The organism is Microbulbifer sp. ABE4_465, from assembly GCF_056160765.1.
Genome location: NZ_JBSWXV010000005.1, coordinates 56,575 through 79,437, shown reverse-complemented (window position 1 = coordinate 79,437; position 22,863 = coordinate 56,575). Strand labels below are relative to the sequence as shown.

The window sequence follows — 22,863 nt, the reverse complement described above, 5'->3', positions numbered from 1 at the left end:
GCGGTCACCTATTGGCAAAAATGGCATTTAGTAATCGGGTAGGCCGCAATCTGTGCTCGGTCACATCAAATAAGAAACAGTCGGAAAGAGACAACTGAATGGATATCAACTTCCCCCTAATATTGCTGTTGCTGGTTGTGGTGACAGGGGTGATCTGGCTGTTTGATGCGTTGTTTTTGGCTCGCGGGCGCAAGGCGCAGGCGGAAAAGGGGCAGCCGGTGCAGGAGCCGGTCGCGGTGGAATACGCCAAGTCTTTTTTCCCGGTACTGGCCATCGTGTTCGTGCTGCGATCATTCGTGGTAGAGCCGTTTCAGATTCCGTCTGCTTCCATGGATCCGACCCTGGAAGTGGGTGATTTTATCCTGGTGAACAAATACGCCTACGGCCTTCGTCTCCCGGTAAGTCGAACCAAAGTGCTGAATATCGGTGAACCCAAGCGCGGCGATGTTATGGTGTTTTTCCCTCCGCATATGAACGAGACCTACTACATCAAACGGGTCATTGGTCTGCCGGGTGATGAGATTCGTATAGAAAACAACCAGCTATACATCAATGGCGAGGCCATGCCACAGGAGTTTATCCGCTTTGATACGGAGAACCCGGGGCGCGAACTGCTGTGGGAAACCCTCGGCGGGCATCGCCATTTGACCGCGAAGCAGAGCCGCCCGGGCCCGTTTGGCAATATTCGAACTCTGAAAGTGCCGGAAGGCCACTATTTCATGGTGGGTGACAACCGCGACAACAGTCTCGACAGCCGCAAGTGGGGCTTCGTGCCTGAGGAAGACATTGTCGGCAAAGCCTTTGCAATCTGGATGCATTGGGAGAAACTACTGAGCCTGCCCAGTTTTGACCGGGTTGGGGGCATTGATTAAAACCATAACAATCGGTAGATCGACATGGCATTAGATACACAGATTTCCCGCAGCTTGGCTGGCCAGCGGGGTATGAGTTACTGGGGCTGGCTGGCGATTATTGCGGTATTCGGCTTTGGCCTGACTGTGGTCTCGAAAATGGGACCGGCCTATGTGGATGCGCACTTTGTCGAAGAGGGACTGCACTCCCTGTCAAAAAACGACGGCATCCGCGAAATGAGCAATACCCAGATCAAACGTGAGCTGGATCGATTCTTCACCATCAACAACGTGCGTGGTGAGCCAGTCAACTCGGTCAAAATTATTCGCGGTGCTGACAGTACTCTGGTCAGCATCAACTACGAGCTTCGCCAGCCGTTGTTCCACAATGTGGATGTGGTAATGAAGTTTGATAAACAATTGAACACTGCCAAGCCCGAGCTCTGTTGTGAGCCGCTGGTGGATCTTGAGCAGTTTCGAAAGCGAGATGACTACTAACCGGTGACAGACCTCCATCTGCAACGACTGGGCAATCGCCTGGGGTATCAATTCACCCGGGCGGAATTGCTCGACCTGGCACTGACCCACCGCTCCCACGGCAGCCGCAACAACGAGCGGCTGGAATTCCTCGGCGACTCCATTCTCGGGTTTACCATCAGTGCAGCCCTGTTTGAAAAGTTTCCTGATGGTCGCGAAGGCCAGATGAGCCGGCTGCGTGCGCAGCTGGTCAGCGGTGAAACCCTGGCCAAAGTCGCCCGGGAGCTGGAGCTGGGCGAGTGCCTGCGCCTCGGCGAAGGGGAAATGAAGAGTGGCGGTCATCGTCGATCCTCGATCCTGGCGGATGCGGTGGAGGCGATTATCGGCGCAATTTATCTGGACTCGGGGCTCGAGGTGGCGCGCGAACGGGTACTGGCCTGGTTTGCCCCGCGCCTGCAAAGCCTCTCCCTGGAAACCGCGAAGGATCCGAAAACCCGCCTGCAGGAATGGCTGCAGGCGCGGCAAAAGCCGCTGCCCGACTATACGGTGGTGGAGGTGGCCGGTGAGGAGCACTCCCAGCAGTTTGTGGTGGAATGCCGTGTATCCGGCCTCAGCGAGCCCGCCAAGGGTGTGGCTGGAAACCGTCGAGCCGCGGAAAAAGCCGCAGCCACCGAAGCCTATGCGCGACTGACCGGGCAGGCTTGAGCCTATAATCGACTGCAATTCGCCCTCAAATACTGACTGGCCCGCCATACGAAGGGCCCATTCGACCAGCTCGGAGATCCCCTTGAGCGAATCCAATACTTCTGATTCCCCTGCAACCCGCTGCGGCTATGTCGCGATTGTCGGCCGACCCAATGTGGGGAAATCCACGCTGCTGAACCACATGTTGGGGCAGAAGATCTGTATTACGTCCCGCAAGCCGCAGACGACCCGCCACAATATGCTGGGTATCAAGACCGACGGGCATAACCAGATCATCTTTGTCGACACCCCAGGACTGCATGCGGGCGAAGAGAAAGCAATCAACCGCTACATGAACCGCGCAGCCATCAGCTCCACCCGGGACGTGGATGTGGTGGTGTTCGTGGTAGAGCCGGCTCGCTGGACAGAAGGGGACGAGCTTGTGGCGCAGAAACTGCGCGGCCTCAAGTGCCCTTTGATTATTGCGGTCAACAAGGTCGATCAGTTGCAGGATAAAAATGCACTGCTGCCGCAACTTCAGGCATTGCAAGAGCGATTCCCGGAAGCGGAAATTGTGCCGATATCTGCGCTGCGCACCTCCAATCTTCAGTCTCTGGAAGATGTGATAGTAGAGCGCCTGCCGGAAGGTATGCACTTCTTTGAGGAAAACCAGATCACCGATCGCAGCTCCCGCTTCCTCGCCGCCGAAATCGTGCGAGAAAAGGTGATGCGTCAATTGGGCGCAGAGATTCCCTATTCGGTCACCGTAGAAGTGGAAGAGTTCGCTCAGGAAGGCAAGGTGCTGCACATCAGTGCGGCGATATTGGTGGAGCGCAACGGTCAGAAACGTATCCTGATTGGCACTAAAGGCGAGCGTATCAAGCAAATCGGCCAGCAGGCGCGCCTGGATATGGAGACACTGTTCGACAGCAAGGTGATGCTGAACCTTTGGGTGAAAGTCAAATCCGGCTGGTCTGACGACGAGCGCGCCCTGCGCAGCCTCGGCTACGTCGACAAGCAGTAACCAGTCGGCAACGTGCTGTGCAGCAGCTTCCGCCGCAACCCGCCTATATTCTTCACTCCCGCCCGTTTCGGGATTCCAGTCTGATTCTGGAACTGCTTACCCCGGACTACGGGCGTATCGCCTGTATTGCCAAAGGTGCGCGCCGCGACAAACAGCGCCGCCAGCGCGCACTGCAACCCTTTACCCCCCTGTTGGTGACTCTTCTGGGGCGTCACGATCTGAAAACGCTGGGGCCGCTGGAAAATGCCGGTCAGCCCCTCTGGCTGAAGGGGCGCGCCGTTTATGCGGGCCTCTATGCCAATGAGCTCCTGGTGCGGTTGATGCCGGAAGGGGAGAGCCTGGTGTCGGTATTTGTTGCTTACCAGGATTTACTGCAGCATCTGGCGCGGTTGTCCGGTGAGCACAGCGGAGAACTGGAACCGCCGTTGCGGATTTTTGAGCTGCAGCTGCTACAGGCACTGGGCAGCTGCCCGGAACTGGATTTTTGCTCTATTGAAGGCGCGCCGATACGGCCTGACGGTGTGTACCGGTTGACGCAGGAGGAGGGGTTTGTGCCTGTCGTGATACCCTCGGGGCAAGCACTGCGCTCGGCAGATTTTGCCGGCGCACAACTGCTGGCGATGGCGCAGTTGCTCGCGATAGATGTTGCAGCTGAGCGCCAATTGGCGCCAGAAAATCACGGTCTGTCTGATGCCAAACGGCTTACCCGCCTTTTGCTGGGGCCACTGCTGGGGCATCGTCCACTGAAAAGCCGCGAGCTGTTCCGTCAGGTGTATTGCGCAGACTGACCTCGCCGGCGATGCCCTTGTTCAGTGTTCCTGAGATTCCGGCTTTGTCGCTTCGCATTCCAGTCCGAATAACGCATCCAGGTCCTGGTCCGCTGCCCAGTCTCGCAGACTCCGAATTTCTTTTCTGACCAGCTTATAGGCTCTTTCAAAGGTGGCCTGGTCCGGCTCGTCGACACCGTTTCCTGTTTCCTGCAGAGGCCGCAGTAACTCCTGTAATTGTTCGGTGGCGGTGCGCAGGCGCGGTACCCCGCAATAACAGCACCCTCCGTGCAGGCGGTGTACCCGTTCGAACATTGCCAGATAATCTTTGGCTTGCGCCATGCGCGCGAGTTCCTGCTCGTCTTCGTGCAGTCCTTTCAGCAGCATGCGCAGTAGGTCCCGCGAGAGCCTGGCGTCCTGATTTGCCAGATTCAGACTCTCACCGATATCCACCAGTCGCGGTTCCATCAATGTGGTCAATTGTGGTGTTTCGCTAAATGTATTGACTTCCATCCAGCGTTTGACGGTGTGGGTCAACTGGCTTTCGCTGACTGGTTTACTGAGGTAGTCGTCGAGGCCGGCACTGAGCAGGCGCGACTTCTCTTCGGTACCGGCATGGGCGGTAAGGGCGATAACCGGTGTGCGCCGCCCGGTTTCTTCCCTGCGGATGGTCTGCGTGGTGGCAATGCCGTCGAGCCCTGGCATTTGAATATCCATAAAAATCATATCGAAATGCTGCTCTCGCCATAGTCGCAGCGCTTCTTCGCCACTGTCGGCGAGAGTGGCATCGATACTCTGTGTGCGCAAAAGCTCGCTCATTAACCGCCGGTTTGCCTCGTAGTCGTCTACCACCAGTACCCGCGGCTGGGTCGGCCAGGGCAGTGCGGGGAAAGTGCCGGTCTGCGGACGTGACTGTGCCTGCTGCGGAACTGCGCGCTTCAGGGCGCGCAGTAATCCTTCGCGACTGACGGGCTTGGCCAGGAATGCCAGCACGCGCGTGCGCAGCGCGTCATAGCAGCGGCGCAGATCCACCGGGGATCCCTGCACGATGACCCGGCACTGGTAGGTGTCAATGAGTTGCTGCACGGTACTGATAAAGCTGTCGAAGTCATCGTTGGCCAGGGCTGTGTCGATGATCAGGCCGTCGGGCAGGGCATCGTGGCGCCACATTTGCTCGACAGCCGGCACCAGACTTTCGCCGTCATTGTGCTCCAGCGGCGCGGCTCGCCAGTGGGTGAGCTGCTGGTAGATCTGCTGGCGAGTCATGGGGTTCGGGTCCACCAGCAGCAGGCGACAGCCGGGGAACTGTTCTCGGGTAACTGCGATGCGATTGCGGTCAATGGTCAGAGGCAATTGAATCCAGTATGTGCAGCCGCCCTGCTCGTTGTCATCGAGGCCAATTTCACCCTGCATGGAATACACCAGGTTTCGCGCAATCCCGAGGCCCATGCCGCTGTTGGAAAGTTGCTGTTGAGACGCGGTGCTGGTGAGCAGAAGGCGTAGCTCACGGCGACATTGTTCATCACAGCGCTCGCCGTTGTCGGTGATGCTGATACGCACCTTCAGCTCGGATTCTTTTCCGCTCAAAACCGCAATGCGGACCGGGATGCTGCCATTTTCAGAGCAGCGGATCGCGGAGCTCACGAGATTGGTCAGGATCTGCTTGATCCGCAACGGGTCGCCGATCTGCGAAGGTGGTAATTGCGGGTCAACAAAAGGAACCAGCTCCAGGCTGTGCTCGTAGCCGTAGGGGGCGAGGATCTGCAGTGTCTCCTCCAGTACCTGCCCCAGATTCATAGGGCTGTGGTCAAGCACCAGGTTGCCGGATTCGATACGGGAGAAATCCAGAATGTCGTTGATGGAGGTGAGCAGATTTTCCGAAGACCGCAAAATGGTCTGCAGGTAATCGTGTTGCAGCTGGTCCACTTCAGTTTTCAGTAGCAGGTTGGTAAACCCGATAATACCGTTCAGCGGTGTGCGAATTTCATGGCTGGTATTGGCGAGGAAGGTGGATTTTACCCGGCTGTTTTCCTCGGCTTTTTTGCGGGCGATTTCCAGCTCGATGTTCTGTTCTTCCATGGCATCCAGCGACTGGCGCAGATCCTCCATGGTCTGGTGCAGGCCTTCCTGGTAGTCCCGGTGATATTCGGCCAGATTTCTGGCCATCTGGTTGATCTCTTCGCCCAGCTGAAACAGCTCCAGGTTCCGTGAGTTGGGTACGCGGGTTGCGAACTTGCCCGTGCCAATCACTCGCAGTGACTCTTTGATCCGCTCCATGCTTCGTGCGGCGCGCTCCGACATGGCCACCGCCCACACCAGTGCCACGAGACTACAGATAATCAGGCCCACCAACCCTACAAGTGCTACCTGATAGGTGCCGACCAGAAAGTAAGGGCGATGTAGTTCAATAGTCAGCCAGCAATTGGCGTCGTCTCCGATCAGGGGTTGCAGGACCTGCAGGCTGTTCAGGTCTTCGTGGACGTGAGCAGATCTACCGCGCAGCTCGTCCGCGGTAAAGGTGGTGCGCGGGCGCGGGCCCACGCTGGATATCAGCTTGAACTCCTCAACGCCCTCGCTGTTCAGGTCCGCCCGATACAGCTGCACCGAGCGGATCATGTCCCGCTCCAGCATCACGGCCATCAGGCTTTTGTCGAGCCACTGGATTCGCTCTTCAAAAGCGTAGCCATCGCTCAGGTGAATCAGTTCTACCAGCTGCTCGGCACTGGCGCGACCGTGGCTTAGTAACAGGTCACGCCGATCGCTCATTTGCTGCAGGGTAAATAACAGGCACAGGAGCACCGCTAAAATCAGTGCGGGGGTCATGGCGTAGCGGAACAGGAGCGCTCTCAGCGACAGCCGGCGATTGCTTTTGCGGCGCCGCGGGCCCTCGGTGGGCGGCACTTGCGGCGTGGATGTCGGGTCTGAGGATGAGTGAACCATATTGACTGATCGCGCCTGTATCGATTGTGTTATTTTTGTCCGATTCTACCTTTGCTGGCAGCAGAAACCAGCCCCATTTAACCTTGTCAACGGCAGATATCTCGGTTCGGGTTCGCAGCCTGCCCGGCGGACAGGTAGAATGTGCGCCCGCCTATCCCATGGGCTACCCCATGAAGCGCTCTTATGACCAAGCGATGGACCCGAAGTTGACTATGGAATATCCGACGATTGCCGATTGTGTCGGCAATACCCCGTTGGTGCGCTTGCAGCGACTGCAAGGGCTGACCAGCAACACGCTGCTGCTCAAGCTGGAAGGCAATAATCCGGCGGGATCCGTAAAGGATCGCCCTGCGTTATCGATGATCAGCCATGCAGAGGCCCGCGGACAGATTTCACCTGGGGACACCCTGATTGAGGCGACCAGCGGTAATACCGGTATCGCGCTCGCCATGGCTGCCGCGATTAAAGGGTATCGCCTGATTCTGATCATGCCCGAGAGTGCCACCGATGAACGCAAGGCCGCGATGACCGCCTACGGCGCTGAGCTGATTCTGGTTACCGCCGCGCAGGGTATGGAGGGGGCGCGGGATCTGGCACTGCAAATGCAGGCAGAGGGCCAGGGGCTTGTGCTCGACCAGTTTTCCAACCGGGATAATCCCTCGGCACATATCGAAAGCACCGGACCCGAGATCTGGCGGCAAACGGACGGGCAAATTACCCATTTTGTCTCCTCTATGGGAACAACGGGCACCATCATGGGGTGCGGGCGCTATCTCAAACAGCAGAACCCGGCGGTCCAGGTTATCGGCCTCCAACCCACCGAGGGTTCCTCCATTCCCGGTATTCGTCGCTGGCCCCAGGCTTATTTGCCCAAGATCTTTGTTCCGGAACAAGTCGACCGGGTAATGGACATTAGTCAGGCGGAAGCCGAAACCATGACCCGGCGCCTGGCGCGGGAAGAGGGGATTTTCTGCGGAGTATCCTCTGGTGGCGCCGTGGCCGGCGCACTGAAGATTTCCGCAGAAGTGGAGAATGCCACCATCGTGGCGATCGTTTGTGATCGCGGCGACCGCTATTTATCTTCCGGACTGTTTGATGCCGACCGGGACGCATGAATTCGACACTACATCGAAAATAGAAAAACCCTTGTAACCGCGAGTTAGACCATTGGTACAAGTCAGAAAAAATTATCCGCGACTCGAAGACGGCACCCTGGACAGGGAGGCCTGGCTACGTCATATACAGGCAATGGCCAAACTGGATGGCGGTACCCTCGTCAACCTCCGCAAAGCGGTGGAAATGAGCGAAGAGGCCGAGCAAAAGGCCATTGACGCGGAGAATATCTGGGCAGAGGGGGCCAGCAGCTTCCTCACCGGTCTGGAGATGGTGGAAATCCTCGCAGACCTGCAGATCGACGGCGAAGCCCTTTGTGCGGCCATGCTGTACCGCGCGGTGCGGGAGAAACGTCTGCCGCTAAAGACCGTCGAAAGCGAGATGGGTGAGACCATCGCCAAGCTGATTCGCGGCGTCCTGCAGATGGCAGTGATCCGCAATCGCAGCGCGGATACCGGAGAGGAAAATCAGAGCGGGGCCGTTGAAGAGCATTCGGAAAATATCCGTCGTATGCTGGTTGCGCTGGTGGATGATGTACGGGTTGCGCTGATCAAACTGGCGGAGCGCACCTGCGCTATCCGCGCCTCGAAAAAAGCCGACGAGGCCAAGCGCCGCCGCGTCGCCCGGGAAGTGGCGGACGTCTACGCACCTCTCGCGCACCGTTTGGGTATCGGCCATATCAAGTGGGAACTGGAGGATCTGGCGTTCCGCTACCTCGAGCCCGACGACTATATGCAGATCGCCCGGCTTTTGGACGAGAAGCGTCTGGCACGCCAGGATTACATCGACGATGTTTTAAGCCTGTTGCGCAACGAGCTGCACAAAGCGGATATCGAAGGTGAAGTTTTCGGGCGCGCGAAGCATATTTACAGCATCTGGCGGAAGATGCGCCGCAAAAATATCGGCTTTTCCCAAGTCTATGATATTCGCGCGGTGCGCATCCTGGTGCCCACCGTGCGCGACTGTTATGCGGTGCTTGGCATCGTGCACAATCTGTGGCGCAACATCCCCAACGAATTCGATGATTACATCGCCTCGCCGAAAGAAAACGGCTACCGCTCCCTGCATACCGCGGTAATTGGCCCGGATCGCAAAGTACTGGAAGTGCAGATCCGCACCTTCGCCATGCACGAGGAAGCGGAATACGGGGTGTGTGCGCACTGGCGCTATAAAGGTACCGATAAAAAATCCGGCCAGCTGGAAGGGCAGGACGGCTACGAACAGAAAATTTCCTGGTTGCGCCAGGTACTCGACTGGCACGAAGAGGTCGGCGGCAATCCACTGCAGGACGACCTGCAGGCCAGCGACGTGGATACCCGAATTTACGTATTCACCCCCGATGGTCATGTGGTCGATCTGCCCCGGGGCGCCACGCCGCTGGATTTTGCCTACAAGATCCATACGGAGATCGGCCACCGCTGTCGCGGCGCCAAGGTGGATGGCCGCATCGTGCCGCTCAACCACGAATTGCAGACCGCGAATCAGATCGAAATTCTCACCGGCAAGCGCGAAGCGCCGAGTCGCGACTGGATCTCGCGCAGTATGGGGTACATCACCACCTCACGCGCGCGCGCCAAGGTGATTCACTGGTTCAAACAGCAGGCGCGGGACCAGAATGTGGCGGAAGGTCGCACCATTCTTGATGGTGAGTTCAAACAGCTGGCGCTGGCGGATTTCGATTTCGAGAAGCTGGCGAAAAAGCTCAATATGCACTCTCTCGACGACCTCTACGCGGCGGTTGGTGCCGGTGATATCGGTGTCGGGCAGGTGCTGAATGCCGCCCAGCGCATGGTGAAGGTGGAGAAGGGCGAGCCGGTACTTTCACTCACCGCATCGGTGGCGCGGGAAGGTCAGACGGATGTGTATATCGACGGTGTCGGTAACCTGCTGACCCATATTGCCCGCTGCTGTAACCCGCTGCCGGGGGATGAAATCATGGGGTATATCACCCTGGGGCGCGGGGTCTCCATTCACCGGAAAGATTGCGCCAATATGCTGCGCATGCAATCCGAAGAACCGGAGCGCATCCTGCAGGTGGAGTGGGCAGAAAAGCCCACCGAACTCTATGCCGTGGAAATCATGGTGGAGGCCTACGATCGCCACGGTCTGCTGCGAGACGTGACCACCATGCTGGACAGTCAGCGCATCAACATCACCGCCATGCAGACCTATTCCAACAAGCACAAGCACACGGTGGATATGGTCATTACGGCGGAAATTCACAATTTTGAAGAGCTCAGCCAGGTGCTGCACCGTATCAACCAGCTGCCCAACGTCGCCTCGGCCAAGCGTCGTATTCTGAATTGATGACCGGGAAATACAGAAAGCCACCATGAAGCAAAGCTACAACGTCGAAGATCTACAATTCCTGATGGCGCAGTTGCGCAATCCGGATGGCGGCTGCCCCTGGGATCTTAAGCAGAGTTTCGCCACCATCGTGCCGTCGACCATTGAAGAGGCGTACGAGGTTGCCGAGGCCATCGAGCAGGAAGATTTCGAGCACCTGCACGAGGAGCTGGGAGACCTGTTGTTTCAGGTCATCTTCTACGCCCAGCTGGGACGGGAGGAGGGGCATTTCGACTTCTCCCGAATTGTCGATACCCTGGTGCGCAAGCTGGTTCGCCGTCACCCGCACGTTTTCCCGTCCGGGGATCTATACGGGGAGAACCAGGCCGCGGATATCGATGAGCAGCAGGTAAAGGCCAATTGGGAAGCCATAAAAGCGGCCGAACGGGAGTCCAAAGGCGAAGCGGGCACCCTCGCCGGTGTGGCCACCGGGCTGCCCGCAATGACCCGGGCAGCCAAGCTGCAAAAGCGCGCCTCCCAGGTCGGTTTCGACTGGCCTGAAATTGGCGGCGTACTGGATAAAGTGGAAGAAGAGCTGCGTGAATTGCGCGAGGCCATTGCCAGTGGCGACCCTGAGCACGCCCGTGAAGAACTGGGTGACCTGCTGTTCTCCTGCGTCAACGTTGCGCGTCATCTGAAGCAGGACCCGGAAGCGGCTCTGCGTCAGAGCAACCGTAAATTCGAGCAGCGCTTTGCTGCGGTTGAAGCGGCGCTCGCTATGCGCGACCAGCAACCTGCGGACGTTTCCCTCGAAGAACTGGACCGGCTTTGGGATGCGGCGAAGGTCGCCGGAAATCCGTCCCCGGAGGCGGGTTGAACCGTGTTCGGTGCTGTTTGCTTGAGTCAAGTAAGACTTGGCTGGCTGGTGAAATTATCCCCGGGAAGAGAAGCGATCTGCGTTAATTGGCGGGAAACTTGTAAAAAATTTACCTAATTCGGCCTGACCACATGCGGGCTTGTTCTGTGTGGGGGCAAAGTGTAAGGTAGCGCTCTTTTCTCGGGGCGCCGCCGGCACGGCCGGACTGGAATATTCAATAATTGCCTCGGCATGATCTGGAGACTATCTGTTTATGCGAATCATACTTCTGGGCGCACCTGGCGCCGGTAAAGGCACCCAGGCCCAGTTCATCACCGAGAAGTTTGGAATTCCTCAGATTTCTACTGGAGACATGCTCCGTGCCGCAGTAAAGGCGGGCACCCCCTTGGGCTTACAGGCCAAGGATGTAATGGCCGCTGGTAAACTGGTTTCCGATGACCTGATCATCGCCCTGGTGAAAGAGCGCATCGCACAGGCGGATTGCGCGAATGGATTCCTGTTCGACGGCTTCCCACGTACCATCCCTCAGGCTCAGGCGCTGCTGGACGCGGATGTGGCTATCGATAATGTGCTGGAAATTGCCGTCGACGACGAAGAAATCGTCAAGCGACTGTCTGGCCGCCGGGTACACGAAGGTTCCGGTCGCGTGTATCACTTGGTCTACAACCCACCCAAAACTGAAGGTGTGGATGATGTAACAGGCGAAGCACTGGTTCAGCGTGCCGATGACACCGAAGAAACTGTACGCAATCGTTTGTCTGTGTATCACGAGCAAACCGAGCCGCTGGTAGGTTTCTACCGCGAGCTGGCACAGCGTGCCCCTGAAACTGCGCCCAAGTACAGTAAAGTGGAAGGCGTTGGTTCCATGGATGATATTCGTGAAAAGGTGATCGAAGCCCTGAGCTGACCCACCAATATTCGAGGTTGTTCCCGCTGGCGGAATGACATCAAAAAAGCTCCTTCGGGAGCTTTTTTTGTTTATACGCCCCATGCCGAAAGCGTGGTGATTGTCGGGATTTATCAGGGCACCCAGAAGCCTGGTAAATACTTTTCCGCGGGATTCTGGAATACTCAGCACCATCCTGGCCTTCCGGCAACGCACTGAACTTCTATAAAGGAGCGTATCGCGATATGGCGCACGCAATCATCCTGATGAACCTGGGTACTCCTGCAGAGCCTACCCCCGGCGCTGTACGGCGATTCCTGAAAGACTTTCTTTCCGATCCTCGTGTGGTCGAGATTCCCCGCCCGCTTTGGGCGATGATCCTCAACCTGTTTGTGCTGCCGTTTCGACCCGCAAAAATTGCCCCGGCTTACAGGGAAATCTGGAATCAGGGGCTGGATGGTGAGGCTGTCAGTGGTTCTCCCATCGTGTATTACACCCAGCGACAGGTGGCAAAGTTACAGCAGCGGCTGGATTCAGCGTGTACAGGCCAATTTACCGTGGCCTATGCCATGACTTATGGCGGCCCTTCACTTGCAGATACCGTGTCCAGTCTCACTGAAGACGGGGCGGACGGGTTTACCGTTCTGCCGCTGTACCCGCAGTACTCCGCCACTACTACCGGTGCTATTTATGACCAGGTGTCAGATATCGTCCGCAGCAGCCGCAATGTCCCGGACATTTCTGTGGTGCACGATTACTGGCAGCACCCGCTTTATATTGAATCCCTGGCCAACTCCGTGCGTGAGCACTGGGCCGAGCATGGTTCAGCAGAAAAGTTGATGATGTCCTTTCATGGCATCCCCAAGGCGAACGTCCGCAAAGGCGACCCTTACTATGATCAGTGCTGCGGTACAGCCGAGCGGTTGGCTCAAGCACTGAAGCTGCCGAGAGATAAATGGGAGATTACCTTCCAGTCGCGGTTTGGTAAGGCGGAGTGGCTGCAGCCCTATACGGACAAAACCCTGATTGAGTGGGGGCAAAACGGGGTGGCGAGTGTGGATGTGATCTGCCCGGCGTTTTCCGCAGATTGTCTCGAAACCCTGGAGGAAATCGCGGTAGAGAATCGCGCTAACTTTATTGATGAGGGAGGGATTGAATACCGTTATGTTCCAGCGCTGAATGCCCGTGACGATCATATTCAGGCTCTGGAGGCTATTCTTCGCGATCGATTACCGGCGGCCATCGCCGGCTAAATCGGGGTTGTTCTGAGGTGATTTAATTAATTATTCTCCGCCCACTTCTTTTTGTTTTCACCCGCGCGTATCTGGGGTTTTCCGGAAATTCCATCGGAATTCTGTAAAATCCCAAAAAAATCTCAATTTTTTTGTGGTTTTTGGTTGTTTTTAATCTTTTTTTCTTGCAAACCCTCTTTTTTTTATTAACTTTGATACAGCCGTGTCATTTTCAATGGCTGGGCTGCTCTCAATTCTTCACGTTGTTCGATACACAATTCAGTGTTTACAGTGACTTCTTTAAAGAGAAAGAGGAGACAAGGGATGGCACGAGTCGCAAAGAAAAAGGCAAAGGCGAAGGCAAAGCGCGTAGCAAAACCGGCCGCCAAAGCCTCAGTCGCCACCTCACCGGTGGTAACCAAAGCGCAGAAAGCAGTAGATGCAGCTGCAAAATCTATGGATGCCCAGCTGGATCGCGTTGGCAAAGCCCGCGCCCGGGTGCAGAAGTCCAATACCGCGGCGGCGAAAAAGTCACTGACGGCAGCCAACGCAAAACTGCGCGAGCAGCGCGCGAAACTGGCCGAAGCCAAACTTGGTCTGGCTAAGGCCAATGCCATGGATGCGGTGCGTCAGGCAGAGGAGTCAGCCAAGAAAACGGTTTCCGAACTGGCCGATAAACTCTCCAGCAAAGCGGACAAGGAGCTCAGCAAGGCGCTGAAAGCCTTTGAAGCCCGTTGGAAAAAGACGCGTGCCAAGGCCGATGCCAAGAAAGTAAAAGCGGCGGAAAAGAAAGCCACCGCCAAGGTGAAAGCGGCGGCGAAGAAAGCGGCCGCCAAAGCCAAGGCAATGGAAAAGAAAGCCGCAGCCAAGGCCAAAGCGGAAGCCAAAAAGGCAGCCAAGAAAGCCACCAAGAAGAAGGCGGTGAAGAAGTCTGCTGCCGGGCGCCCTAAAAAGGCCGCAGCGAAAAAAACGACTGTCAAAAAGGCTGCCGCGAAAAAGGCCGCAACCAAAACTGCAAAGTCGGCGCCTAAGAAGTCTGCTCGCCGGGGACGCCCGCCAAAAGCGACGGCGAAAAAGTCGACTTCCCGTCGCGGTCGTCCGCCGAAGAAGGCGTGAATAACGCCTGTTGACTCATAGGGGTCAATACCTACCGAAAGCCCTGGAACTCTGTTCCGGGGCTTTTTGTTTTTGCTCGGCCCCGGCTTCCCCGCTGGTTGCGTTTATGGCTGGCCGTGCCACAATTCGCCCCCAAAGCCGAAGCGCGGTCTATCGTGGCTGAATCCGGGCCGGGTCATGCCCTTCTCCAGATTGGCAGTGCGCCCCAATAACGTGGCGGCCTCTTTGAAAACACCGGAAATGGGACCCCTCAATTGAAAATTCTCGCCATCGATACCACCTCCGGCGCCTGCTCAGTGGCCCTGTACGACCAGGGTAGGGTGCAGGAAGCCTTTGTTCGGGCGGAGCGCGATCATACACGCCGGCTACTGCCTATGGTGGAGCAGGTATTGGCGGAAGGGCAATGCAGTCTTCGTCAGGTCGATACCCTTGCGGTCAGCAAAGGGCCAGGGTCCTTTACCGGCCTGCGTATCGCGATCAGTTGCGTTCAGGGTTTAGCATTCTCGGCAGACAAACCTGTGGTGCCTGTGTCCAGTTTGGCCGCCCTTGCGCGCGGTGCGGTTCGGGAAAATCCGGAGTGGGCAGAGCAGAAAGCGCCGGTTCTGGCGGCACTGGATGCACGTATGCAGGAGGTCTATTGGGGGCTCTATGATGCGGCAGTGCCGGGTAAGGCGTTGATTGAGGACCGGGTCTCCGCGCCGGAGCAGGTCGTGTCGGTATTGACATCGGGCGAATATATCGCGGGAGGCGTTACCCCGGCGCAGTTGTTGGCTGCGGGCCCCGGCTGGGTTTATCCGCAGTTGTCGGAGCTGAATCCACGGGCTCTCGCACTGGGTGCCGCTATTCACGCCCAGGATATCGCGGTGCTGGCCGCAGACTTGTGGGGAAGAGGCGAGCAAGTATCCGCTGAAGCCCTGGAGCCCACTTACCTTCGTAACGAAATCACCTGGAAAAAACGCGAACGCATTCGTCCGGCCAAATAATATTCAAAAGCAGTAGAAAAGTATGGAAACCTTTCAGATCGTCATTCTGGCCCTCATCCAGGGAATCACCGAATTTTTGCCGATTTCCAGCTCCGCACATCTGATATTGCCTCACCAGGTACTGGGTTGGCCCGATCAGGGGCTGGCGTTTGATGTGGCGGTGCATTTCGGATCCCTCATGGCAGTTCTGGTGTATTTTCGCAAGGACGTTTGGCAGCTGATCTGTGACGGTCTGGGTGGGTTCAAGACCGGTCAATTTTCCAGTGAAGGTCGCCTTGCCTGGCTCATTGTGCTGGCCACAATTCCTGCCGGCCTCGTAGGCCTGACGTTCAAGGACTTTATCGAGGAGCACCTGCGCTCGTCGGCAGTTATCGCGACCACAACTATTGTGTTCGGTCTGTTGCTCTGGTGGGCGGATGCCCGCGGTGAGCGCCGCGATGATATTGGAAAGCTCGACTGGAAAAAGGCATTGATGATCGGCGCCGCCCAAGCCCTGGCGCTGATTCCTGGCACGTCCCGCTCTGGCATTACCATGACCGCGGGGCTGATGCTGGGAATGAAGCGGGAGGCCGCTGCACGCTTTTCATTTCTGATGTCGATCCCGGTCATTGCGCTGAGTGCGCTGTTGCTGACCCTTGAACTGCTCGATTCAAGCTCGGTACCTTGGGGAAGCATATTTCTGGGTGTTGTCCTGTCAGGTATCAGCGCCTATCTGTGTATCCATTTTTTCCTTCAGTTCATCAGCCGTATCGGTATGGCGCCCTTCGCGATATACCGGTTGATATTGGGCGGTGCGCTGATTTGGCTCATTTTTTCCAGTTGATCCAGTGCCAGCCGGGCGATCGGTTGTGAGGTCATTACTGCGCAATTTTCAGGTGAAACCATGACAACGACAGTGGCATTTATCGGGCTCGGGGTGATGGGTTATCCCATGGCCGGTTATCTCTCCCGCGCGGGTCACAAGGTGCGGATCTACAACCGCACCGGCAGTCGCGCCAGCCTCTGGCTCGAATCGTATGAGGGCGAAGCCTTTGCCACGCCAGCCAAAGCGGCGGAAGAGGCGGAGTTTGTGTTTTGCTGTGTGGGCAATGACGAAGACCTGCGGCAGGTCACCGTTGGCGCGGACGGGGCTTTCCATGGCATGTCTGCGGGCAGTCTGTTTGTGGATCACACCACTGCGTCGGCCAATGTCGCCCGCGAGTTGTCTGGGGCGGCGAATGAGCGGCAGATCGGATTTCTGGACGCGCCAGTGTCCGGCGGCCAGGCTGGCGCCGAAAACGGTGCGCTCACCATTATGGTGGGTGGTGTCGATGCCGAATATCAGCGGGTGAAACCTCTGCTGGATTGCTACGCCCGTGCGGTAAATTTACTGGGCCCTGTGGGCAGTGGTCAGCTGTGCAAGATGGTCAATCAGGTGTGCATTGCCGGCCTGGTACAGGGCCTGTCAGAAGGACTGCACTTCGCCCGCGCAGCAGGTCTCGACCCCGAGCAGGTCGTCGAGGTGATTTCCAAGGGCGCAGCGCAAAGCTGGCAGATGGAAAACCGCTACAAGACCATGCTGGCCGGGGAATACGAACACGGCTTTGCCGTGGACTGGATGCGCAAGGACCTGGGGATCGTGCTCGACGAAGCGCAGAAAAATGGCGCCTTGTTGCCAGTTACCGCCCTTGTGGACCAGTTCTACAGCGAGGTTCAGGCACTGGGTGGTGGACGCTGGGATACTTCCAGCCTGTTTGCCCGTTTGACCAACCTGCGGGATTTCGACTGAGTCATTTCGCATCCCTTCTGATCTTCACTTCCCAAATATTCCAGTGAGCCATTGTTGTGAATGTCCTCCTGCTTTCCGCCTACGACGCCGACAGCCATAAGCGCTGGCGGCGCGGCCTCGTGTCTGCCATTCCCCAATGGCAGTGGACCCAGCTCACGCTACCGCCCAGATTCTTCAGCTGGCGCGTGCGCGGCAACAGTCTGAGCTGGGGGCGGGGAGACGCAAGAGGGTTGCTGTCCCAACCCTGGGATCTGGTGGTCGCGACGTCGATGGTCGATCTGGCATCCCTGCGGGGCCTGGTGCCCTCACTGGCCCAGGTGCCCACGGCGGTCTATTTCCACGAGAACCAGTTCGATTACCCGCGCAGCGAAGATGCGGTGGCTTCCGTTGAGCCGCAGATCCTCAATATCTATACCGCGCTGTGTGCGGACCTTGTGTTGTTCAATTCGGAATACAACCGCAGCACCATGCTGGACGGGGCAGGGGAACTGCTGAACAAGTTGCCCGATCAGGTGCCACCGGGTATCTGCGATGAGATTGCGCAGAAGTCCTGTGTATTACCTGTGCCCCTGGAAAGCGCGGCATTTGAAGTGGAGCAGACCAAGGCAACACGTCCTACGTTTATTTGGAACCACCGCTGGGAGTACGACAAGGGCCCGGACATTCTATTTGCCGCCTTGAGGCGCTTCGGACGCGCGCGAATACCGTTTACCTGCCATGTGGTGGGCCAGCAATTCCGTCGTCAGCCGGCGGATTTTGCCCATATCCGCAAACTGCTGCAGAAACTGGGTGCACTCGGTGCCTGGGGCTATCAGAAGCAGCTGTCTGAATATCGTCGCTTGCTGGGTGAGAGCCATGGAGTGATCTCCACCGCGCGCCACGATTTCCAGGGCCTCGCGGTACTGGAAGCGGTTGTGGCTGGCTGCCAACCCCTGGTGCCAGACAATCTCGCCTATCCTGAATGGTTCGGGCGAGGCGGTTGGCGCTATTCAGAGGATGTGGAGTCCTGCGCGGCGAACCTGAGTGCGGCCATGTTGCGCTGTGCCCAGCGTGTACAGAATAACGAGCCTCTGCGCGTGCCCGATGTGCAGCGCTTGAGCTGGGCACATCTCGCTGGGGTGTATCAGGCGCGGTTGCAAAGCTGCGCACAGGGCGAGGCCCCTTGAGCGTACAACCCACCGCCGGAAACAGGTATCATTCGGCCCCTGGTTCGCGAAGCAATACCAGCCGACAGACAATTTAAAGTACGGAATTTCAAGGACATATGAGCAAGCAGCGTGTATTGACCGGTATTACTACCACCGGTACTCCCCACCTGGGTAACTACGTGGGTGCGATTCGCCCGGCCATCGCCGCCAGTCAGGACGAAAATAATCAGTCTTTCTATTTCCTGGCGGACTATCACGCGCTGATCAAATGCCATGACCCGGAGCAGGTCCACCAGTCCACTCGCGAAATTGCCGCCACCTGGCTGGCTTTGGGCCTGAACACCGATAACGTGGTGTTCTATCGCCAGTCCGACATTGTCGAGATTCCGGAGCTGACCTGGCTGCTGACCTGCCAGACCGCCAAGGGCCTGATGAACCGCGCCCACGCCTACAAGGCGGCGGTGGATGCCAACCGCGATGACGGCCAGGATTCCGACTTCGGTATCACCATGGGGCTGTACAGCTACCCGGTGCTGATGGCGGCGGACATCCTCATGTTCAATGCCAACAAGGTTCCGGTGGGCAAGGATCAGATCCAGCATATTGAAATGGCTCGCGATATCGCCGCCCGTTTCAATCATCACTACGGTGAACACTTCGCGCTGCCGGAGGCGGTGGTGGATGAGCACGTTTCCGTTTTGCAGGGCCTCGACGGCCGCAAGATGAGCAAGAGTTACGGTAATACCATTCCGCTGTTCCTGGCGGAAAAGCAGCTGAAAAAGCACATCAACAAGATTAAAACCAATTTGCTGGAACCTGGTGAACCCAAAGACCCGGACACCTCGACGGTATTCCAGATTTGGCAGGCATTTGCTACTCCCGAGCAAACGGCTGAAATGCGCCAGGCATTCGCTGACGGTATTGCCTGGGGTGAGTCCAAGAAGCAGTTGTTTGAGCTGATCAATGGTCAGATTGGCGAAGCGCGGGAGCGCTACAACGAGCTGCTGGCGAACCCCGCGCAGATTGAAGAGGAACTGGAAAAGGGGGCGGAGAAAGCGCGCGCTTACTCGGCACCATTCCTGGAGAAACTACGTGCAGCGGTAGGTATCCGCAAAATCCGCTAATACGGTTATTTATCCTTTTTTGAATGGTCCGCGGTATTTTTTGCTGCGGGCCATCCTTCTCTCTGTACACCCCGGCGTCCGTCGGACTCATCTGTTTGATCGTGGAACAGGTGTACCTGAGTTTCGAATGGCATATCGATGCCGGCTTCGTCCAGCGCTTCCTTTATCGCCTCAATGACCCGCGCTCGCACATGGGTGACATTTGTCTGACGGCTATTGGTCCACCAGCGCGCACGTATGGTGACCCAGCTCGCGGCCAGATCCCAGGGAAGCGCCTCGGGAGCGGGTTTTTCCTCGACACCCTCGACTCGCCCGAGTGCTTTTTCGATAATCTCACAGGCTTCGCCAATACTGTCGCTGTACCCGATACCAATTTCGTAATCACTGCGGCGTAAGGCCCGCGCAGTTTTTACCAGAATCGCATTGGTATAAATATCGCTATTGGGGATCACCACCCGCTGGCCGTCGTAGGTATTGATTACCGTAGCGCGGGTTTCGATACGCTTCACTGTTCCTTCAAAATCGGCAACCTGGATCTGGTCGCCGACCTCAAATGGCTGTCGAATCAGTATCAGCAATCCCGCCAGCCAATTCTGTAAAATATCCTTAAAAGCGAATCCGATGGCTACAGAGCCGACACCGAGACCGGCGATCAGGTCGCCGGGTTTCAGGCTAGGCATGACGATTGTCGCAGCCAGTAATAAGCCCACCAGAGTAATGCCCCATTTCACCAGTCCCCCCAGCACATCCCCCAGGTTCGAGCGGTCGCGACGGTTGAGGTGACGGCGAATCAGGTACTTGACCAGAGCGCCAATACAGTAAAAAACCACAAGAACGACCAGGGCTACGGCAAAGTTTGGCAGGAGTTTGACGGCGCCATCTACCCAGCTGTCGACCTGACTGATGGCTTCACTCAGATCTGCGTCAACTTGCGTAGTGGTTTCCTCATCTACCGGGCGCATAGTGTTCAGGCCGATTTATCCGGGGTTGCGGATTCGGATATTCAAGACGAATTCTGCTCGCTCGCCATTTCTCGCGGCGGCCTCCATCAGGAAAATAAGTACGCGATATGTGCCATCCCGGGGGAGCGTCCCCGAATACCTGGAGTGCTGCCCCTGGCCTTTGTGAAGCGCTCGAGGTGCGGCGGGTGCGGTAATACGGTAGCCGGCCTGGGCGTGATCGCTGCGCAGGTCAAGCTCAAGTGACTGTCCGGTTTTCGCCTCAATCAGATACTCGATGGTGTGGCTCCCGTTCAGGGTGCCTTTGATACCCGCAGTTTCGAAGGGGCTGTCGCCGTGTTTGTGTAGCTGAATTTTTTCAACGGTGGGTCTGGATGTTTCGCGGGGCGTTTCGGCCGGTGCGGCGGAGTGGACTTCTTGCGCCTGCAGCACTGTCGGCGTGGACAAAAACAGCAGGCAGGCGGCCGCGGGTACTGCGAAGGGGTAGAGCAGGTTGTCGAAAACCCAGGAAATTGGCTGCACGAAACGCCCCGCTCGATTAACTTCTGAGCCACTCAGTGTAGTTTGTGGGGCGTGGGATTAGTCGTTGGCGTTAAATTTCAGTTGAGCCGGCCGCGGCAGTCGGGAAATCGGTAAATTACTGTTGGGGAGACCGGATAAATTTTCCATGCTCGAGATAGTGGATTACCTGTTCAATCACCTTGGGGTTTTTCATCATAAACACGTGGGTCACGGGCATTTCCAGGTGATCGTCCATACCGTCTACACGGGTGCGGGCAACGCTGACTTTCCCATCATCCTGATCTGGCAGCATGGTGGATAGGATCGGGTTGATGCTTCGGGTACCGGCAATGATACCCAGCTCGAAATTTGCCGCGCCGAGTTTGTTCGGTACGCTCATCTTTCCGGTGCCAAGCTGCAGACCGGCGTCGCCAAAAATAAAGTGAAATCCCGGTACCTGCCCTAGGTTGTCCACTACCTCACTGCCCTGATTGGGTGGGCCGAGCATGACAACTCGGCCCAGATTGTCCAATTTCACCTTGCTCAGGTACTGGCGCACCAGAATGCCGCCCATGGAATGGGTGACAAAATGTACCTGTGGTGGGGAGGTTTCTGGATCTGCGTGTGCCGTTGCTCTGATGCCTTGCGCGGTGTGTGTCAGCGCAGCGCAGCGATCAATGGCCGGTGCGATTGCCGGGCCAGCCAGCGATTCGATCGGATGGTCCGTCGACGGGTAGTTCACATTTACCGTGGTAAACCCTGCAGATGAAATGGCCGTATCCAGCTTCTTCATGGCGTTTTTGGACTGCGCCAGACCATGCAGCAGGATCACGCAATCACGGGCCTGAGCCAATAGAGGGGCAGTCAGAAAGAGTACCGCGGTGAGCGCGGAGGCTAAAAAGGTATTCATTGTTTTTAATCGCAGGGTATACGGTTTCCTTGAGCTCCTGTCACTATGGCAAGCCGTGGGTGGAATTACAAAGTATTCGTGACACTGGTGTGTCCTGCGGCAATACTGCTGTGTACTTTGCTGGTCTTCCGATTGCTAGGGCGGCGGTTGTCGATATCGACACGCAATTTGAAGTCGGCTACCTCGTTGCGGCGGGCGGCACTTCGCATCATGTAAACCTGAATGGTGTAGGTGCCACTCTCTGGCAGGTCTGCTGCAAACCGGCCTCCACTGATTGACCCAATATACATCGCGGCATCGCCGGGCGCTGTGCCCGGGCGAAACACGTTGAAGTAGGTAGCAGTATGTCTGGTGGAAAGTTTGACCACCATATGTTGTCCGGCCTTGGCTGTGACTTTGTAGTTGACGGTATCGTAGCCCTCGATGCGGCTGGTGACAGAAGTTCCTGTCGCACCCTTGGCAAATTTCAATGTCTCAGTGCGGGATTCGTCGGCGAGGCCGGCGCCGCAAATAAGCAGCATACAAACTGCGCTCACCAATCGTATAACTCTCATCCGCATAGCCGATGGGCCTCTGAAACAATTTGTATATCAGTGTAGTTCAGCGCCAGAGTCTGGTGCCGTCTGGTGATGCGTAGCGGGGAACCGGCTAGGCGATCTCGTTGGTATCGCCGACCAGTAATGCGGCACTTTCGGCGAATGACTCAGGGTTGTCTGGTGTAATCACAACTGTTCTGGCTGGTAGGCACAGTATGACGCTGCGGCTCGTATCCGTAGCAAATGCCCGGTAACGACCCAGTTTGCTGTTGCGGAACAGTCCAAGGTACCCAAACAGACCGCCATTTCCGAACAGGCGAATGGAGCCATCCATTGCGGCTGAATCCACAGTCACAGACTGCAGTTCTGCTAGTGACAGCCGGCTGCGCCAACCCGGGCGGAGCACATAGAGCTGGTTGCCTTCAAGTTGGTATCCACGCACGGCAAACATCGCGCTCAGTACAAGTGTTGCCAGCGGAATCCAGATGCCGAGCTGGTAAATGGGGGGAGCCTGAGCTGGTGTGTTCTGTTGCAGTGCGAAACTGATTCCCAGCAAAATCACGCTACAGATCAACGTAAGCAGTTTCAGCTGACGGCTCCAGGGAGCACCGAATCGCTCTGTGACTTTATTTTTCTGGTCCGGCATTGGAGGTTGTCTCGGTAGTCATTCGCGAATGAAAT

22 protein-coding genes are annotated in these 22,863 nt (G+C 57.0%); 16 read left to right on the top strand and 6 right to left on the bottom strand.

Annotation, left to right across the window (positions count from 1 at the left end; translation table 11 throughout):
- Positions 1-98: 98 nt before the first annotated feature.
- From lepB to recO, 5 genes are all read left to right on the top strand, one after another.
- Positions 99-872 (top strand): signal peptidase I, encoded by a 774-nt coding sequence (lepB, locus tag ACXAG1_RS10235; RefSeq protein WP_475092606.1) that lies wholly within the window; start codon positions 99-101, stop codon positions 870-872.
- A 24-nt stretch (positions 873-896) separates the two neighbouring features.
- Positions 897-1,349: a DUF4845 domain-containing protein gene (locus ACXAG1_RS10230; RefSeq protein WP_475092607.1), complete on the top strand. Its 453-nt coding sequence runs from the start codon at positions 897-899 to the stop codon at positions 1,347-1,349.
- A 3-nt stretch (positions 1,350-1,352) separates the two neighbouring features.
- Positions 1,353-2,033 carry a ribonuclease III gene (gene rnc / locus ACXAG1_RS10225; RefSeq protein WP_475119659.1) on the top strand — a complete coding sequence of 227 codons (681 nt, stop codon included), beginning with the start codon at positions 1,353-1,355 and terminating at the stop codon, positions 2,031-2,033.
- 82 nt (positions 2,034-2,115) lie between these two features.
- Positions 2,116-3,036, top strand: a complete 921-nt coding sequence (gene era, locus ACXAG1_RS10220; protein WP_475092609.1) for a GTPase Era — start codon at positions 2,116-2,118, stop codon at positions 3,034-3,036.
- Between the two features lie 17 nt (positions 3,037-3,053).
- On the top strand, positions 3,054-3,824 hold the full coding sequence (recO, locus tag ACXAG1_RS10215; protein ID WP_475119658.1) for a DNA repair protein RecO: 771 nt from the start codon (positions 3,054-3,056) through the stop codon (positions 3,822-3,824).
- 21 nt (positions 3,825-3,845) lie between these two features.
- Here recO and ACXAG1_RS10210 read toward each other — a convergent pair whose 3' ends face one another.
- Complete coding sequence (locus tag ACXAG1_RS10210) at positions 3,846-6,743, bottom strand: response regulator (RefSeq protein WP_475119657.1); 2,898 nt, start codon at positions 6,741-6,743, stop codon at positions 3,846-3,848.
- A 212-nt stretch (positions 6,744-6,955) separates the two neighbouring features.
- On the opposite strand from ACXAG1_RS10210, the gene cysM reads away from it, so the two are divergent.
- The 11 genes from cysM (at position 6,956) to ACXAG1_RS10155 (ending at position 19,276) form a co-directional block, all read left to right on the top strand.
- Positions 6,956-7,858 carry a cysteine synthase CysM gene (cysM, locus tag ACXAG1_RS10205; protein WP_475092612.1) on the top strand — a complete coding sequence of 301 codons (903 nt, stop codon included), beginning with the start codon at positions 6,956-6,958 and terminating at the stop codon, positions 7,856-7,858.
- 52 nt (positions 7,859-7,910) lie between these two features.
- Positions 7,911-10,163: a GTP diphosphokinase gene (gene relA, locus ACXAG1_RS10200; protein WP_475092613.1), complete on the top strand. Its 2,253-nt coding sequence runs from the start codon at positions 7,911-7,913 to the stop codon at positions 10,161-10,163.
- Positions 10,164-10,188: 25 nt separating this feature from the next.
- The gene (mazG, locus tag ACXAG1_RS10195) at positions 10,189-11,019 is read left to right on the top strand and encodes a nucleoside triphosphate pyrophosphohydrolase (RefSeq protein ID WP_475092614.1); all 831 of its coding nucleotides are present in this window, start codon (positions 10,189-10,191) and stop codon (positions 11,017-11,019) included.
- Between the two features lie 253 nt (positions 11,020-11,272).
- Complete coding sequence (gene adk, locus ACXAG1_RS10190; protein WP_475092615.1) at positions 11,273-11,926, top strand: adenylate kinase; 654 nt, start codon at positions 11,273-11,275, stop codon at positions 11,924-11,926.
- 224 nt (positions 11,927-12,150) lie between these two features.
- A complete protein-coding gene (gene hemH / locus ACXAG1_RS10185) occupies positions 12,151-13,158 on the top strand; it encodes a ferrochelatase (RefSeq protein WP_475119656.1) in 1,008 nt (335 codons plus the stop codon).
- Positions 13,159-13,461: 303 nt separating this feature from the next.
- On the top strand, positions 13,462-14,253 hold the full coding sequence (locus tag ACXAG1_RS10180; protein ID WP_475092617.1) for a hypothetical protein: 792 nt from the start codon (positions 13,462-13,464) through the stop codon (positions 14,251-14,253).
- A 254-nt stretch (positions 14,254-14,507) separates the two neighbouring features.
- Positions 14,508-15,236, top strand: a complete 729-nt coding sequence (tsaB, locus tag ACXAG1_RS10175) for a tRNA (adenosine(37)-N6)-threonylcarbamoyltransferase complex dimerization subunit type 1 TsaB (protein WP_475119655.1) — start codon at positions 14,508-14,510, stop codon at positions 15,234-15,236.
- Positions 15,237-15,258: 22 nt separating this feature from the next.
- The gene (locus ACXAG1_RS10170) at positions 15,259-16,059 is read left to right on the top strand and encodes an undecaprenyl-diphosphate phosphatase (protein WP_475092619.1); all 801 of its coding nucleotides are present in this window, start codon (positions 15,259-15,261) and stop codon (positions 16,057-16,059) included.
- Positions 16,060-16,119: 60 nt separating this feature from the next.
- On the top strand, positions 16,120-17,004 hold the full coding sequence (locus ACXAG1_RS10165) for an NAD(P)-dependent oxidoreductase (RefSeq protein WP_475119654.1): 885 nt from the start codon (positions 16,120-16,122) through the stop codon (positions 17,002-17,004).
- Between the two features lie 56 nt (positions 17,005-17,060).
- On the top strand, positions 17,061-18,170 hold the full coding sequence (locus ACXAG1_RS10160; protein ID WP_475119653.1) for a tRNA-queuosine alpha-mannosyltransferase domain-containing protein: 1,110 nt from the start codon (positions 17,061-17,063) through the stop codon (positions 18,168-18,170).
- Between the two features lie 98 nt (positions 18,171-18,268).
- Positions 18,269-19,276 carry a tryptophan--tRNA ligase gene (locus ACXAG1_RS10155; protein ID WP_475119652.1) on the top strand — a complete coding sequence of 336 codons (1,008 nt, stop codon included), beginning with the start codon at positions 18,269-18,271 and terminating at the stop codon, positions 19,274-19,276.
- 5 nt (positions 19,277-19,281) lie between these two features.
- Here the strand turns inward: ACXAG1_RS10155 and ACXAG1_RS10150 are convergent, their stop codons facing one another.
- From ACXAG1_RS10150 to ACXAG1_RS10130, 5 genes are all read right to left on the bottom strand, one after another.
- Positions 19,282-20,238: a mechanosensitive ion channel family protein gene (locus ACXAG1_RS10150; protein WP_475092623.1), complete on the bottom strand. Its 957-nt coding sequence runs from the start codon at positions 20,236-20,238 to the stop codon at positions 19,282-19,284.
- A 15-nt stretch (positions 20,239-20,253) separates the two neighbouring features.
- A complete protein-coding gene (locus ACXAG1_RS10145) occupies positions 20,254-20,757 on the bottom strand; it encodes a hypothetical protein (protein ID WP_475092624.1) in 504 nt (167 codons plus the stop codon).
- 115 nt (positions 20,758-20,872) lie between these two features.
- Positions 20,873-21,646 carry an esterase/lipase family protein gene (locus tag ACXAG1_RS10140; RefSeq protein ID WP_475092625.1) on the bottom strand — a complete coding sequence of 258 codons (774 nt, stop codon included), beginning with the start codon at positions 21,644-21,646 and terminating at the stop codon, positions 20,873-20,875.
- Positions 21,647-21,711: 65 nt separating this feature from the next.
- On the bottom strand, positions 21,712-22,167 hold the full coding sequence (locus tag ACXAG1_RS10135) for a hypothetical protein (protein ID WP_475092626.1): 456 nt from the start codon (positions 22,165-22,167) through the stop codon (positions 21,712-21,714).
- 127 nt (positions 22,168-22,294) lie between these two features.
- Positions 22,295-22,828 carry a PH domain-containing protein gene (locus tag ACXAG1_RS10130; RefSeq protein WP_475092627.1) on the bottom strand — a complete coding sequence of 178 codons (534 nt, stop codon included), beginning with the start codon at positions 22,826-22,828 and terminating at the stop codon, positions 22,295-22,297.
- Between the last annotated feature and the right edge of the window lie 35 nt (positions 22,829-22,863).

Coding starts and splice junctions, on each gene's coding strand:
- lepB (WP_475092606.1), top strand. CDS start 99: ATGGATATCAACTTCCCCCTAATATTGCTGTTGCTGGTTGTGGTGACA.
- ACXAG1_RS10230 (WP_475092607.1), top strand. CDS start 897: ATGGCATTAGATACACAGATTTCCCGCAGCTTGGCTGGCCAGCGGGGT.
- ACXAG1_RS10210 (WP_475119657.1), bottom strand. CDS start 6,743: ATGGTTCACTCATCCTCAGACCCGACATCCACGCCGCAAGTGCCGCCC.
- cysM (WP_475092612.1), top strand. CDS start 6,956: ATGGAATATCCGACGATTGCCGATTGTGTCGGCAATACCCCGTTGGTG.
- mazG (WP_475092614.1), top strand. CDS start 10,189: ATGAAGCAAAGCTACAACGTCGAAGATCTACAATTCCTGATGGCGCAG.
- adk (WP_475092615.1), top strand. CDS start 11,273: ATGCGAATCATACTTCTGGGCGCACCTGGCGCCGGTAAAGGCACCCAG.
- hemH (WP_475119656.1), top strand. CDS start 12,151: ATGGCGCACGCAATCATCCTGATGAACCTGGGTACTCCTGCAGAGCCT.
- ACXAG1_RS10180 (WP_475092617.1), top strand. CDS start 13,462: ATGGCACGAGTCGCAAAGAAAAAGGCAAAGGCGAAGGCAAAGCGCGTA.
- ACXAG1_RS10170 (WP_475092619.1), top strand. CDS start 15,259: ATGGAAACCTTTCAGATCGTCATTCTGGCCCTCATCCAGGGAATCACC.
- ACXAG1_RS10165 (WP_475119654.1), top strand. CDS start 16,120: ATGACAACGACAGTGGCATTTATCGGGCTCGGGGTGATGGGTTATCCC.
- ACXAG1_RS10155 (WP_475119652.1), top strand. CDS start 18,269: ATGAGCAAGCAGCGTGTATTGACCGGTATTACTACCACCGGTACTCCC.
- ACXAG1_RS10150 (WP_475092623.1), bottom strand. CDS start 20,238: ATGCGCCCGGTAGATGAGGAAACCACTACGCAAGTTGACGCAGATCTG.
- ACXAG1_RS10140 (WP_475092625.1), bottom strand. CDS start 21,646: ATGAATACCTTTTTAGCCTCCGCGCTCACCGCGGTACTCTTTCTGACT.
- ACXAG1_RS10135 (WP_475092626.1), bottom strand. CDS start 22,167: ATGCTGCTTATTTGCGGCGCCGGCCTCGCCGACGAATCCCGCACTGAG.
- ACXAG1_RS10130 (WP_475092627.1), bottom strand. CDS start 22,828: ATGCCGGACCAGAAAAATAAAGTCACAGAGCGATTCGGTGCTCCCTGG.